This is a genomic window from Fibrobacter sp. (genome assembly GCA_024398965.1).
GTDB lineage: Bacteria > Fibrobacterota > Fibrobacteria > Fibrobacterales > Fibrobacteraceae > Fibrobacter.
Genome location: JAKSIF010000057.1, coordinates 1 through 13,084 on the forward strand (window position 1 = coordinate 1; position 13,084 = coordinate 13,084).

Sequence of the window (13,084 nt, forward strand, 5' to 3'; positions counted from 1 at the left end):
AGGAACCCGCTTCTTCACGTAGACAAAGCATCTCCACGGATTGAGGAACTTGCTTCTTCACATAGACGTAGCATCTCCACGGATTGAGGAACTTGCTTCTTCACATAGACATAGCATCTCCACGGATTGAGGAACTTGCTTCTTCGCATAGACATAGCACCTCTACAGGTTCGTAGAGCAGTTTCTTCACCGAAATCAAGCTCCTTGCAAGTTTTTTTGAGGGCAATCGATTCCAAATAGGAATATTTCTCTTTATAAAAAAAGGCCTGCAAGCCCAGAAAAACCGGCGTTTTTTGAAAAATTTCGCGTGGTGCAAAATGGTTGCATCCTTTTTAGAAAATCTTCATTTACATACAAACTTTGTTTAGTTTTTTAAACTTTTCTTTATCGGTGGACCCTTGTAGTTTAGTGATCAATGAGCCGGGAATTGCTCGGACAGATTGACCTAAACATCAACACTCTTTACGAGGGTACCTATATGAAAAACGTTAACGCAATCAACTTCAACCGCATCACCAACGACGGCTTCATCGGTTTCCACAACAACGTGGCAACGGCAGCCGCATCCATCAACCTCAAGGATGTCCGTACCCAGCTGGACGCATACAAGGCAACCATCGGCAAGTTCTCCGACTACACCACCAGTGTGGCGGAGGCCGCGGCAAAGAAGGGCGCATCGGAACAGGATTCCAAGCGCACCGTCGCATTCCGCAATTTCCGTGGAACGGTAAAGGTGCTCACAGGCTCCCTGGACCAGCAGCGTTCCGCCCTGGCCAAGGAAATCTGGGAATACGTAAAGGGCTACGGCAATGCAGGTTCCGTTGACCAGAAGAGCCTCACCGGTATCATCGAATCGGTCATTGCTAACGTCCAGGCGGTTATTGGCAAGGAAGAATATGCCGGGGCCCTGGCCGGGAGCGAACTGGAGCTTGCCCTCAACGCCCTGAAGGAGGTGCAAGGCGCATTCGCCGAAGCCAACCAGACCCGCGCCGAGGAACGCCGCATCCGCGAGGAGACCACCAGCAAGAATCTCCGCAACGATTGCATCAGCGCCTTCCGCCAGCTGATTAACTTCGCGCAGTACAACGCGGCCACCAAGGGTGACGAAAGTTGCATGGCCTTCATCGACAAGGTGAACGTATTCATCGCCAACAGCCGTTCCCTCTACAAGGCTCGCGCAAAGGCCCGTGCAAAGGCTCGCGAAGGAGCCACCCCGGAACCCCGTGACGCTGCCGCCCTCGCACTCCCGGTGAACGCCGCCGCAGGCGTTGCCGAAGGGAGGATTAATGCCGCATAGCAGCTACATAGAATACCGATTACGCATCGCGCATACAAAGACACCCTGCCGACGCAGGGTGTTTTTTTGTTTCATCGGGAGATTTTACCCTACAAAGCTCAATTTTCAAGCATTTGTAGGATAACTCTACCCTACAAACATCAAATATTTTTATATTGTAGGGTAAGATGAGCATTGTGAAAGGAATATTGCTAGAAGAACTCGATCGCCTGGAAAAACTTCAGGCGAAGTATGCCTCCGAACAAGCAAAACTCCCCTCATGTTCTCTTCGAAGAAAAAAAATAGGCAAGCAGGTATATCTTTACCATGTATCCCGCCAAAACGGGAAAGTTGTTACCAAATACCTCTGCAAAAGCGTCGATCCGCAAGCCGCGCAATTTGAAGAACAAGATGCAAGACGAAGAGAGCTAAAGGCAAAATTAAAGAAATTGCAAAAAGACATTGAAGAAGTAGGACGAAGCCTTGGAAAAGTCAGCAGAAACTAGTTTTGAAGAAATTCTCCACCAGCTAGAACAAGCCGGTGCATTACGAAGACTCATCCTTGTCGGTAGCTGGTGCCTACTGGTGTACAAACACATCTACAACGACGCGCCTGAAATCCCAGCGCTAAGAACAACCGACCTGGATTTTCTCATCAGGGAGCCGAAGGTCAATATTCCACGAATCGATGTTCCTAGCATTTTGGAAAATCTCGGTTTCACGGCTCTTAATGACATAGGATCTGGTCTAACAAAGTATGAACGAGATGATTTGGAAATAGAATTTCTGATAGCCCAAATGAGGGGTGGCGACAGCGTTGTCAAAGTCCCCCATTTGACCGTTTCTGCACAAATGCTGCGCTACATGGAAATCGCAAACGGTTATTCCAAGCCAGTCAACTACAAAGGGATTACTTTGAGTGTTCCAGAGATTTCGGCATTCGTTTTACACAAAATCCTAATCCAGCCTTTAAGAAATAACGAAGCCAAGAAAGAAAAAGACGCAGCAACAATCAACTCCCTGTGCGAATTACTAGCTGGCCAAGAAAATCTGCGGACAAGAACTGTAGAGATATTTGAAAAGTTCCCCAAAACCTGGAGAAACAAGATCCTTTCCGAATCAAAAGAAAAGTACCCCGACATGGTCAGGATACTTGGAGTTTGATTTTTTCATTAATCTAGCTAGCAATCTATCTTAGAAAAATACTTTGTTTTCAAACTATACCGCTTCATTAGAACTGATTCTCTTCAACAACTTTTTTCTGTTTCTGTTTGAGAATTAGATCTGTAGCAAGACGAAAGAAGTCAGCTTCTTCCTGACTTTGAGCAGAAGCGATAATGTTATAGGAGTCGTCAAAATTTATCTTTTTACACAACACATATAATTGGTGCAAAGCTTCTGCATTAGACATTTCCGACTCTTTTTTTCTACAGAACTAAGATACATTACGTACGGTTTTTCTGTCAATGAATTAAAATTATCAAAGTATCAAATCACACCAAAGCCTACTATTTAAGCATAACATTCGACGTTTCGCGTTAGGGATAGTTACCCGTATGGGCGGAGACTCGCGTAGCGAGACTCCGTTTTAACAGCGTTGCGGGCGGTCCGTAAGGGCCGACCGGAACGCGTTAAAATATAGCCCGACCCACGCAACGCGTGGGGAACGCCCAAACCACCAAAAAAGAGGAAGCGCTGCTTCCAAACCGTTTCTACAGACTACGACACTTCCGACAAGCTGTACTTTGAACCGCTGACCCTCGAAGATGTGATGGGCATCTACGAACGCGAAAACTGCTACGGCGTTATCGTGCAGTTCGGTGGCCAGACTCCGCTTAACTTGGCAATGCGCCTCAAGAAGGCCGGCGCCAATGTGGTGGGTACAAGCCCAGAGGATATCGACCTTGCCGAAGACCGCGACTTCTTCAAGCAGCTGGTTGACAAGGTGGGCATCAAGCAGGCCGCTTCCGGCATCGCTCACAACGTGGAAGAAGCTCTCGCCATTGTCGAAAAGATCGGCTACCCCGTTCTCGTGCGCCCCAGCTTCGTGCTGGGCGGCCGCGGCATGGTGATCGTCTATAAGGAAAAGTACCTCCGCAAGTTTGTGGAAGAAGCCGCAGCCATCGGCGAAGGCAAGCCCATCCTTATCGACCGCTTCCTGGAAGACGCAACCGAACTTGACGTGGACTGCATCAGCGACGGCAAGACCACCGTGGTGGGCGCCATCATGGAACACGTGGAACCCGCAGGCATCCACTCCGGCGACTCCGCAAGCGTCATCCCGCCCATGACCCTCAGCAAGGACCTGCAGGAAAAGGTCCGCGGCTACGCCAAGGAATTCGCAAAGGAACTCCATGTGGTGGGCCTCATGAACATGCAGCTCGCCGTCAAGGATGGCGAACTCTACATGATCGAAGTGAACCCCCGCGCCTCCCGCACCGTGCCCTTCGTTTCCAAGTCCATCGGCGTGCCTCTGGCAAGCTACGCAAGCCGCTGCATGCTGGGCGAAACCCTCGAAGAAATCGGCTTCACCGAAGAAGTCCATGTTCCGTACGTGAGCGTGAAGGAAGCCGTGTTCCCCTTCGTGAAGTTCCCGGGCGTTGACGTGACCCTCTCCCCGGAAATGAAGTCCACCGGCGAAGTCATGAGCCTGGATCGCGACCGCGGCCTTGCCTACCTCAAGAGCCAGCTGGCCTCCGGCAACCGCATCCCGGGCCAGGGCAACATCTTCGTCTCCCTCAAGGACGAGGACAAGGCCCGCGCAGTGCCCCTGATCCGTCAGCTGGTGGAACTGGGCTACGGCCTCTACGCCACCCGCGGCACCTCCACCATGCTCTACAACGAAGGCATCAAGACCCGCGCCGTGTTCCGCATTTCCCGTGGCCGCCCGAACCTGCTGGACCTCATCCACGACAAGGAAGTCCAGTGGATCGTGAACACCAGCGAGACCGGCGCCGAAGCCATGGTCGATGAAATCCAGATGCGCAGCAAGGCTGTGGTCAGCGGCGTGCCTATCACCACCACCATCGCCGCCCTCACCTCCACCGTCGAAGGCCTCATGGACAAGCACGACTACGGTAGATTCGAGGTTTGCTCGCTGCAGGAATATCATAGACATATCGTCAAATAGACGAGATATACGTCACTTGGGGCTTTGCCCCATAGTGAAAGTTATCCACTTTGTGGAGAACGGACCTGCGGTCCTTCAGACGAGAGACGAGAGGAACGCAGGATAAAAACGCTCTCTGCATGTCATCCCTTCGACAGGCTCAGGGCAGGCTCTGAGCGAAGCGAAGGATCTAGCAGCACACCCCGTATGTCATCCCCGCGAAAGCGGGGATCCAGCATTACAAAAGGACTTGAGTTCATCTCAAGTCCTTTTTCTTTATGGGCGTTGCCCTTACGGGCCGGCCCTCTTGCGCTATACAAAAACGCCTCGGTCATGGCGAATATGTAAACACATTCGCCGCGACGCTCGGCTCGTTTTTATTTCGTTCAGCCTCGCGCTCCTTGCAACTGCACAAGGCAAGCTCCGCGCGAGTCCGACCCCATGCGGGCTGCGGGGCCTAACGCGAAAAGCAATGTGGAACGGCTCTTGACGCAGATGTGAGACTGCGCCTATGACAGCGTGGTCTTTTTTGTTATTGGATTGATGATAAAGGTCTTTTACAGTGCCTTGATTTCTTCGGGAGTAAGGCCTGTTCGCTTGGCGATTGCCTCTAACGGAAAACCGTCAGCGCGAAACCCTTTGGCAAGTTCGCATTTTTCCTCGTTGCGCCCCTCTTCCTTTCCCTGCAGGTAGGAGCCCTGCTTTTCGTAAAGCATGTCAGTCATGTTATCTACCTCTCTTGAAGCTCCGTGCTTTAGCACGGGAAAGCGGCTTCGCCGCTTGATAGCTGAAGGATGTCTTTTTCGATGAAACTTCGCAACTTTAGTTGCGCTAAAGTTTCACGAAAGAAGACCAGGAGTAAAAGTTCATCGGTGTACCCCACAAAAGATACATCTTTTGCGAAGTCTTCGTCAAGGAGATTTCCCGCTTTTTCCTCGTCGATGGTCTTGTCTTCCAGCACATCGCGAAAGAGCCGCAGCATTTCTGCGCGGGGCGACACATCACGGGCTTCCCAGCAATTTTCTTCTTGCAGGCGGTCGTCCATGCGGAAAAACTTCGACATTTCCACAAGGAACACATCAATCTTCTTGAATGGATATTTACGGTTCCGCATTACCTGGCACTGATGAAAATAAGTGTCAGGCTCCAGCGGGAACTGGTCATCCACAAGCAGCGAAAGCACATAGATATGCGGCAGCTCGTAACTCTTGTTTTTCTTCACCTGGTTATTCACGATGCGAGAAGTGTAATAAACCAGACGGTCCATGAACAGCGTGTTGAAATTTTGCTGCACTTCGATGACCACGGGTTCATTCGCTCCGGCTTGCCTTCGCTCGCCATCAGCATCTTAAAAATGCCATCGCTGAACGGATAGACATTCCTATAGATTTCACGATACTTGGGGAGATTCTCAGGATGTTCCTTGAGATCGCGAGCCATGGCCCAGAATTGGCTTCTATTCATACTTTCCTCCAGTCGCTACAGGCTAAAAAAGCGACGGGTTAATTGGCTCTGTCAAGGTTTTTTGTACGGCCAGGGTCAGATTGCATAAACGCGTTTTGTTAGCTGTATTCTAACTGCAGGCTCTGTCAGTCCTAACTGTACGCTGCAAACTCACTATAAATATGCTTTGGCGCAGAAGCTAATAAACTGCATGGAAATGGCGTTTTTGAAGTAAAAATGCAGGTTTCGATGGGCTGACGGATTGGGAAAGTTTTGCTAGCCCGGGGTTGGCGTATAAAATGACTTGACAGAGCCTATCGGACAATGATTTTTTCAACCTGGAATTTATTTCGAACGATGTAAATTCCCGCTTTCTGCACAGGGATAGCAACTTTCGAAACTCCCGGCGCTCCACGCCACAAACATTTACCACGCATATCGAACAACGCCGTACGCCCTCCCTCGGCCAAATTGTCGAGATGTATCGTCCGTCCAACAACGCTCACACGCAAAGCCCTAAATACAAGCGGCATTTTTTCGATACCCGCCTGTCCTTTATCCAATTCATTGGGATCAAACGTCCCCTTACCCGAAAAAATTGGGAAGCCGCCGTTGACGCCTTTCGAATCATATTCAAAGGCTTCTTCCAGCAACGGAGCAAAGCTCCTGGACTTCATCTCCTTCGACGATTTCGCAACACCAACCACGCTGCTGTCAGGAGATCCTAAATAGAACACATTTTTCACATAAACTTGACCGGGATATGTCAATGCCGTCGGGCTACATTTTTTCAGTTCACTTACACAAACATTGGCCGTGTTGTACAGGTTCTTCAAGGTGAACATCACTCGCCTAAATTGTGCAGACATATCTTTAAAACCAGAAACAAGCCCAGCCACACTTCCCGTATCCGATTTCACCTTTCCGACATTATAGGAATTGACGACACTTATAAAGTTTTCGGGACTTTCCATTATTTCGGCCCAATAAACATCCAGCGACATTCCCGCATAGCCGACAAGCCCCCCAGCATTCGCAGAACCATAAACAGTGCCCGCATTATAGGTTCTGTCAAGGTATATCTTTCGAGTAGCCTCCTTTAACGTTCCCCTAGTCGAGGGAACTCTATTGATACTATCCGCCTCAAGGACACCGACAATTCCCCCTGCAACAACCCCCTCAATAGAAGCACTTTCATTCCAGCAATTCTCTATAATGCCATGGTTCGTTCCTGCAATGGCTCCAGCATTTGTGCCTCGTATTGTAGACTTTGCAATTCCAACATTTTTAATGGTTCCGCTATTCAAAGCAAAAAGTCCACTATTTTTTACGGAATCCGTATAAATGCCTGAAATGACATGACCGCCGCCATCAAATATTCCTACAAACTTATCTGTTTTCTCAGACAAACTAAACAGCGGAATCCACGGATATTCCGATGTCGCGTTCAAGTCGATATCGGCTGTCACCTTGAAATTTTTGTCGCAAAAAAATGACGACATTACCGTATTTCCATAATGGTTAGTCCCATTGCTAAAAAGCGAGAGGAGCCACAGCTTTTCGGGAGAATCAATAATATAGGGATCGCTCTCGGAGCCTTGCCCTTCAAGGAACGCCAATATTGGATACCCTCCATTTTCTCCATGAGAATCTTCATTAAAGTACCCACCCAGTTTTTGGATGCTAGACCTTGATTTCAGGGTCTTGGAATCCATTCCCGCAATGGAATCAAAAACAACCAAGGTGTCAAAACCCAAGGCGGGAACAGAAGTCAATGAATTGTCGTAGAACAAAGGGCCATGAATCGTATCTTTTTTCTGGGGTTTACCGATAATGGCTCCAACATATTCGTTGCCAGTTACGACAGACGCGTTATAGCCATGAGATAATTTTCCGACTCCACCCACAGTTCCCGCAACAAGACCGCCCACAATACGGTCCCCCGATACAGTCCCCCTATTGTAAACATACTTGATATCGTTACTGTAAAGACTAAATGAAATTCCTCCAACCGAAGATTTCCCTGTCACGTTTCCATAATTCCGTGCGTAAAAGACATCTCCAGAAGTAACGCCACAGATATTCCGAATACCCTTGACATCAGCATAGTTCGTCACATTAAACATTGTCCCACTCATATAAGGAGCAACACCACACACAGCAGTCACACCACTCACCGAACCATCAACCGTAATGTTCGAAATATCGTTGAAATTGCCTTGCCCCGACCAAAGCGCCCCAACGGATTTTTCCCCAACGATATCAACCTTGTGTAGCGTAAGGGACCGGATTTCAGAACGACTCAAATTCGAAAAGAATCCAATAGGAGGCAATGCATTCTTATTTGTAACATTGTAATAAAACATAACGTCATCTTCCGGTTCGTCAAAAAGGCTATCCACATTGACGTCTTGGTGGATATTCAAATTCGAAATCGAATGGCCATTCCCATCATAACTTATCGCCCAGCCGTCCACGGGAGTCCAGTTGTTTACAGCCTTTGGCAACTCAATATCTGCATCCTGTCTGAAATAGCGCAATTCAAGCGTAGAGTCAATCACAATTGCTGCATGGCGTTCAAAACGACGTAAATCGCCCAGAGACTTTATCAGGTACGGGTTTTCCTTGGTGCCAGAACCATAATCAAATAATTTATCCATATTATAATAAGCAAGCAAGGGATATCCCCTGTTAACAAGCGCCGTTCCCGAATCAGGAAAAAAATGCGCTCCCATCGAATCGGCATAAAAATGAACCGAATCAGCGTGTTCCCCGTTCAAATCGTACAGATGCAAAATGGAAAGGTTCAAACGATCCAAAAGTTTTGGTGCAATAGGGAACAATGCACCGACTAAGGAGTCCCCACTCACCTTCCCCGCATTATAGCCATTTCCTATATTAAATTCATGATAAACTATTTCTTCAGAATGAAGAAGGAACACTAAAAGACCTCCGACACAAATTTTACCTGACACATCCCCCAAATTTACCACATTTTGAAAAAAAATTCGATCTTCATCTCGCCCCCCATACACAAGCCCAATCAGTCCGCCAACATACTCTTCACCGGCAATGTCGGCCTCATTCACAATGTCCCTAAAGATACCGTAATCATTGGGGACATCAATATAAAGAAATCCCAAGAGTCCACCCACACACTTCCGCCCCGTCACGGAAGCCCTGTTGACAATTCCACGATACGTGGCATGAATATAGGACACTCCGGTCATCCCAATCACACCACCTACAACGGAATCCCCGTCAACAACTCCTGATACAGAAATATCTCTCAAATAAGGAGCCCCCAAGAACTTAGGGGAGAAAGTCAATACATTAGGATAAGCATAAACAGAATCCATCCAAACAAAGCCGATAGTTCCAAAAAGCCCTCCGACATTGCGAGTTCCCTTGACAATCACATCTGCAGAGATGTTCTGCACATTGGGATCTTTGGGAGTATTCTGTTCATAACCATAAAAAGTACCCGCCAAGGCACCGACCGAAGCGCCGCCCTTCACATAGGAATTTCTGATTTCAAGATTCGTAACAGAACCCTTCCAAACGCCAAAGAGACCTTGGAAATTCTCGTCACTGCTGATGTAAAGGCCACTGATCGAATGCCCCGCCCCATCCAAGTAAATAAGCGCAGGCTTCAAGGTATCCCCATAAACGGTCCATTTATTTTTGGGAGCAGACTTAGCCCAATCCTTTGCCGAGCCTTCATTCAATACGATATCACTAGCCAACTTGTAATAAAACGTGGAATCGTATTTTTCGGCCATTAGTGCAAACTGCTCCGGCGTCTCGATTACAAACGGGTCGTTACTTTTACCAGCCCCCGATGCAAACTCTTTTGCCACTTTGCCCGTCCACACCTCCGATGCGGCAAAAACCGACAGCTGCAGCAAAACTACAGCGAGACCAATTTTAGATAAATACATAACGTCCCTTTTTTGAGTAAACCGCCTTAAATGTAAAAAAAAACAAACATTATCAAAGATAAAAATCATCAATCTAAATTTGATGACGAAATTCGGGTAAACACTCCTAGCCTGCATTCCCATTAGTAAAAAACGGCCCGGAAAGCGGGTCGTTTCTTACATTTTTATAACTCGTTGAGAGTCAAGCGATTAGCGCTTTTCACTTTTCTTGGCTCGCGTTATTATGCTACCGGACAATCGCTATCGGACGGCTCTGTCAAGCCTTTCCGTATTGCTGCGTTCTTGCTCGCTGCACCCGCCGTTGCTGAGGACGCGAAAAAGCAGGAGCGTTTCGCCATCGATGTGGGTAGCGGTTTTGCGACCTACTCCAGCCTGATTGCTCTTTCCATAGACATGCAGAACTGGGACTCTAGCGATGGAGTTGATGAGCCTGCCGACGAAACGCATCCTGAATTGAATTATGTGGTGGGGAGTCTTGGCGCAGAATTGCCCCGAGGGCAAGGTGCCCGATTCGGAATGCAGCAGGGGTGACTTTCTGGACCACCATCTGGTCCATATTGCCCTTGAAGGCAAGTTCAATTGGTTCACGCTTTTCGACATTCTAAGACCCTACAGCAGAATCGGCATTGGGACCATGCTTGAATTTGACGGCGGATTCGAAAGCGTGAGCCTACCCTCAGTCCAGTTGACGCCTGTCGGCTTGGAATTCCTGTTCCCGTACGTGAGCGTCTACGCGGAACTGGGTGCGGGCTACCGCGGTTTCATGAGCGGCGGCATTGCCTTCAGGATTTAAAGCCCGCGTTTCGAGGCTGTTTTCGTCTATTTCGACAGTTTCTTCGTTTCTTCCAAGAACAAATCGAAATCGCTCTTCAGATTTGCCAGTTCCTTCTTGCGGAACAGGTTGTATTCGTGTGCAGCCTTTTCCATGGCTTCTTCATGGCTAATTTTGCCCTTGCCTTCAAGGATCTTCCTTTGGCTTGATACAATTTGGTTGTCGAGTGCCGCCACCCAGTCCTGCATCTTCATGTGAATCTCGTCAAGCGCCTGCAGTTCGGCAAAGTCCAGGAACTGTGATACCATGAGGTTCAATCGTTGCAGTTCCTTTTCGGACAAGTAGTTCTTGGCGATTTTCACATCGTCTTCGGTGATGTAATTTCCCTTGAAGTTTGTCATTCCGACAAAGGGCTTGTCGCTGTCAACGCGTTCGTATATGAGTTCGGCGGCTGTATGCTCATGTACCGCATAATGCAATTTGTTCTGGACCGTCGCGAAGAAATCTTTAGTGATTTTCTTGCGAGGGTCGTAGTCAATAGATGTCGCGTAAATAGCGGTTGCGTCCGTTTTTCAGTCGCTCGTCGTCAAGAGCGAACCCTTTCTGGATGTATTCGTGAAGCCTTGCGGTTGCCCACCTCCTGAAACGGGTCGCAACGGGCGATTGGACGCGATAGCCGATGGCAATGATGACATCGAGATTGTAGTGATCTAATTCGCGTCGAACTTCACGCTTACCTTCCTGTTGAACTATAAAGAATTTCTTTATAGTTGCCTCCCTAGGTAATTCTTCGTCTTTGTAAATGTTTTCTATGTGCTGGCCAATATTTTGACGGGTAGTGTCGTAAAGTTCGGCTAGTTGGACTTGCGTTACCCACACATCCTCATCTGCAAATCGGACTGAAACGTCGGTTTTCCCATTTTCATCGTGATACAGGAGAATCGTATTTTCGTTCTTTTCTTCTTTCACACTGCACAAATACACACTTGTACAGAGGCTCTGTCAAGGTTTTTTGTAAGGCCAGGGTCAGATTGCATAAACGCGTTTTGTTAGCTGTATTCTAACTGCAGGCTCTGTCAGTCCTAACTGTACGCTGCAAACTCACTATAAATATGCTTTGGCGCCGAAGCTAACAAACTGCATGGAAATGGCGTTTTTGAAGTAAAAATGCAGTTTCTGATGGGCTGACGGATTGAGAAATGTTTGCTAGCTGCTCTTTTGTGTACGGAATGACTTGACACAGCCGGTTAATTAATGTTCTTTTGTTCACTACTAAATTTATACAAAAGTTTTGGCGGTGTCAAGGCGGTGGCGCGAAAAAATTTCACTTTGCAAACTATAGGCGACTGGGGGCGATGTTTTGGGCGTTGCCCTGGCGGGCCGGCCCTCTTGCGCTATCGACTCGCGATGCGAGTCGTTCGTTCAGCCTCGCGCTCCAAGCAACAGCAAGACGCAAGCACCGCGCGAGTCCGACCCCATGCGGGCTGCGGGGCCTAACGCGAAAGCAGGGCGGAACTGCTCTTGACGCAAATGCGAGACTACGCCTATGACAGCGTGGTCTTTTTTTGTTATTGGATTGGTGATAAAGGTCTTTTACAGTGCCTTGATTTCTTCGGGAGTGAGGCCAGAAACAGAAGCAATTTCGGCCAAAGTAAGTTTCCCCTGATCACGCAACGCCTTGGCAAGTTCCTTAGTCTTGTCACTCAGCCCTTTCTTATACCGAATGTTGAGTTCCTGTTCCAGGGTCATGTAAGCCTTCTTCGTGATGGGGTCCTTGCGGTACTGTTCCACGAGATCGTGGATGCGCTTCATCTTTGCGGATCCGTGCTCCTGCGTGGCGAAGTACTGCATGTATTCGCGAATGGAGTTGTCCTTGATTTCGCTATACTTCTTAAAGATATAAAAATTCTTGTAACAGAGGTCGCCCATCAAGATACTCGGGTCGCTTTCTTCGCGGTTCTGGAACCTGTAAACGGGCTTGTCCCTGCCGAAGATGTCGTCCGGGCAGATGAACAGGATGTACTGTTCCCGGAGTTCGTCGTAGCTCACGCCCTTGGCGAGAACATCCAGGTCGCACATCCCCTGGTAGTAGCGGGCGCGCTTGGGCAGTTCGCCGGTATCGACCATCTGCATCTCGATGTCAAAGAAACGACCTGTACCGGGCAATTCCTCCTTCACGAGCACATCGAAGCGGACGCTCTTGTGGAAGGGATCTTCCTGGGTCGTGGCTTCGGCGACCACGGAAATCTTGTCGATGGAAATTTTCAGGATGTCCTGCAGAAAATCCTTGGCGACATCCTCGTTGCTGAAGACCTTGGCGAACATGAAATTGTCGGTAATGTCCAGGTCTTCGTACCTTTTCATTTGATAGCTCATTTTTCCTCCGGTCGCTACAGGCTAAAAAAGCGACGGACTGTTTAACTCATAATACTTAACACGGCATTGGCCGGAAATGAACAAACAAACAACTGTTCTTTTGTTCACTACCAAATTTATACAAAAGTTTGGGCGGTGTCAAGGCGGGGCGCGAAAAAATTTCACTT

13 protein-coding genes and 1 pseudogene are annotated in these 13,084 nt (G+C 48.4%); 6 read left to right on the forward strand and 8 right to left on the reverse strand.

What is annotated here, in order from left to right; all coding sequences use genetic code 11:
• Positions 1–14 precede the first annotated feature (14 nt).
• Complete coding sequence (locus tag MJZ26_13180) at positions 15–155, reverse strand: hypothetical protein (GenBank protein ID MCQ2106730.1); 141 nt, start codon at positions 153–155, stop codon at positions 15–17.
• A 323-nt stretch (positions 156–478) separates the two neighbouring features.
• Between MJZ26_13180 and MJZ26_13185 the strand changes: the two genes are divergently transcribed.
• The 3 genes from MJZ26_13185 (at position 479) to MJZ26_13195 (ending at position 2,440) form a co-directional block, all read left to right on the forward strand.
• Positions 479–1,297, forward strand: a complete 819-nt coding sequence (locus tag MJZ26_13185) for a DUF6261 family protein (protein MCQ2106731.1) — start codon at positions 479–481, stop codon at positions 1,295–1,297.
• A 167-nt stretch (positions 1,298–1,464) separates the two neighbouring features.
• A complete protein-coding gene (locus tag MJZ26_13190; protein MCQ2106732.1) occupies positions 1,465–1,782 on the forward strand; it encodes a hypothetical protein in 318 nt (105 codons plus the stop codon).
• Entirely contained in the window at positions 1,760–2,440 is a 681-nt protein-coding gene (locus MJZ26_13195) for a nucleotidyltransferase domain-containing protein (GenBank protein MCQ2106733.1), read from the forward strand. Before MJZ26_13190 ends, MJZ26_13195 begins: the two co-directional genes overlap by 23 nt.
• Before the next feature lie 67 nt (positions 2,441–2,507).
• Here MJZ26_13195 and MJZ26_13200 read toward each other — a convergent pair whose 3' ends face one another.
• A complete protein-coding gene (locus MJZ26_13200; GenBank protein MCQ2106734.1) occupies positions 2,508–2,687 on the reverse strand; it encodes a hypothetical protein in 180 nt (59 codons plus the stop codon).
• 342 nt (positions 2,688–3,029) lie between these two features.
• On the opposite strand from MJZ26_13200, the gene MJZ26_13205 reads away from it, so the two are divergent.
• A complete protein-coding gene (locus MJZ26_13205; GenBank protein ID MCQ2106735.1) occupies positions 3,030–4,406 on the forward strand; it encodes an ATP-grasp domain-containing protein in 1,377 nt (458 codons plus the stop codon).
• A gap of 536 nt (positions 4,407–4,942) precedes the next feature.
• Here MJZ26_13205 and MJZ26_13210 read toward each other — a convergent pair.
• The 4 genes from MJZ26_13210 to MJZ26_13225 form a co-directional block, all read right to left on the reverse strand.
• Positions 4,943–5,110, reverse strand: a complete 168-nt coding sequence (locus MJZ26_13210; protein ID MCQ2106736.1) for a hypothetical protein — start codon at positions 5,108–5,110, stop codon at positions 4,943–4,945.
• Positions 5,111–5,139: 29 nt separating this feature from the next.
• On the reverse strand, positions 5,140–5,652 hold the full coding sequence (locus MJZ26_13215) for a PD-(D/E)XK nuclease family transposase (protein ID MCQ2106737.1): 513 nt from the start codon (positions 5,650–5,652) through the stop codon (positions 5,140–5,142).
• Positions 5,616–5,849, reverse strand: a complete 234-nt coding sequence (locus tag MJZ26_13220; GenBank protein ID MCQ2106738.1) for a hypothetical protein — start codon at positions 5,847–5,849, stop codon at positions 5,616–5,618. The genes MJZ26_13215 and MJZ26_13220 overlap by 37 nt, the downstream gene beginning before the upstream one ends.
• A 293-nt stretch (positions 5,850–6,142) precedes the next feature.
• Entirely contained in the window at positions 6,143–9,838 is a 3,696-nt protein-coding gene (locus MJZ26_13225; GenBank protein ID MCQ2106739.1) for a hypothetical protein, read from the reverse strand.
• Positions 9,839–10,051: 213 nt separating this feature from the next.
• On the opposite strand from MJZ26_13225, the gene MJZ26_13230 reads away from it, so the two are divergent.
• Together MJZ26_13230 and MJZ26_13235 are read left to right on the forward strand one after the other, a co-directional pair.
• On the forward strand, positions 10,052–10,300 hold the full coding sequence (locus tag MJZ26_13230; protein MCQ2106740.1) for a hypothetical protein: 249 nt from the start codon (positions 10,052–10,054) through the stop codon (positions 10,298–10,300).
• A complete protein-coding gene (locus MJZ26_13235; GenBank protein MCQ2106741.1) occupies positions 10,245–10,562 on the forward strand; it encodes a hypothetical protein in 318 nt (105 codons plus the stop codon). Before MJZ26_13230 ends, MJZ26_13235 begins: the two co-directional genes overlap by 56 nt.
• 26 nt (positions 10,563–10,588) lie before the next feature.
• Here the strand turns inward: MJZ26_13235 and MJZ26_13240 are convergent.
• Both MJZ26_13240 and MJZ26_13245 read right to left on the reverse strand, forming a co-directional pair.
• Positions 10,589–11,420: pseudogene (locus tag MJZ26_13240) on the reverse strand (virulence RhuM family protein).
• A gap of 714 nt (positions 11,421–12,134) precedes the next feature.
• On the reverse strand, positions 12,135–12,905 hold the full coding sequence (locus MJZ26_13245) for an Rpn family recombination-promoting nuclease/putative transposase (protein ID MCQ2106742.1): 771 nt from the start codon (positions 12,903–12,905) through the stop codon (positions 12,135–12,137).
• Between the last annotated feature and the right edge of the window lie 179 nt (positions 12,906–13,084).

Excerpts from the sequence above, each read along its gene's own strand:
- MJZ26_13180 (MCQ2106730.1), bottom strand. The coding sequence starts at position 155 with ATGTCTATGCGAAGAAGCAAGTTCCTCAATCCGTGGAGATGCTATGTC.
- MJZ26_13185 (MCQ2106731.1), top strand. The coding sequence starts at position 479 with ATGAAAAACGTTAACGCAATCAACTTCAACCGCATCACCAACGACGGC.
- MJZ26_13190 (MCQ2106732.1), top strand. The coding sequence starts at position 1,465 with ATGAGCATTGTGAAAGGAATATTGCTAGAAGAACTCGATCGCCTGGAA.
- MJZ26_13200 (MCQ2106734.1), bottom strand. The coding sequence starts at position 2,687 with ATGTCTAATGCAGAAGCTTTGCACCAATTATATGTGTTGTGTAAAAAG.
- MJZ26_13210 (MCQ2106736.1), bottom strand. The coding sequence starts at position 5,110 with ATGACTGACATGCTTTACGAAAAGCAGGGCTCCTACCTGCAGGGAAAG.
- MJZ26_13215 (MCQ2106737.1), bottom strand. The coding sequence starts at position 5,652 with ATGGACCGTCTGGTTTATTACACTTCTCGCATCGTGAATAACCAGGTG.
- MJZ26_13220 (MCQ2106738.1), bottom strand. The coding sequence starts at position 5,849 with ATGAATAGAAGCCAATTCTGGGCCATGGCTCGCGATCTCAAGGAACAT.
- MJZ26_13225 (MCQ2106739.1), bottom strand. The coding sequence starts at position 9,838 with ATGATTTTTATCTTTGATAATGTTTGTTTTTTTTTACATTTAAGGCGG.
- MJZ26_13245 (MCQ2106742.1), bottom strand. The coding sequence starts at position 12,905 with ATGAAAAGGTACGAAGACCTGGACATTACCGACAATTTCATGTTCGCC.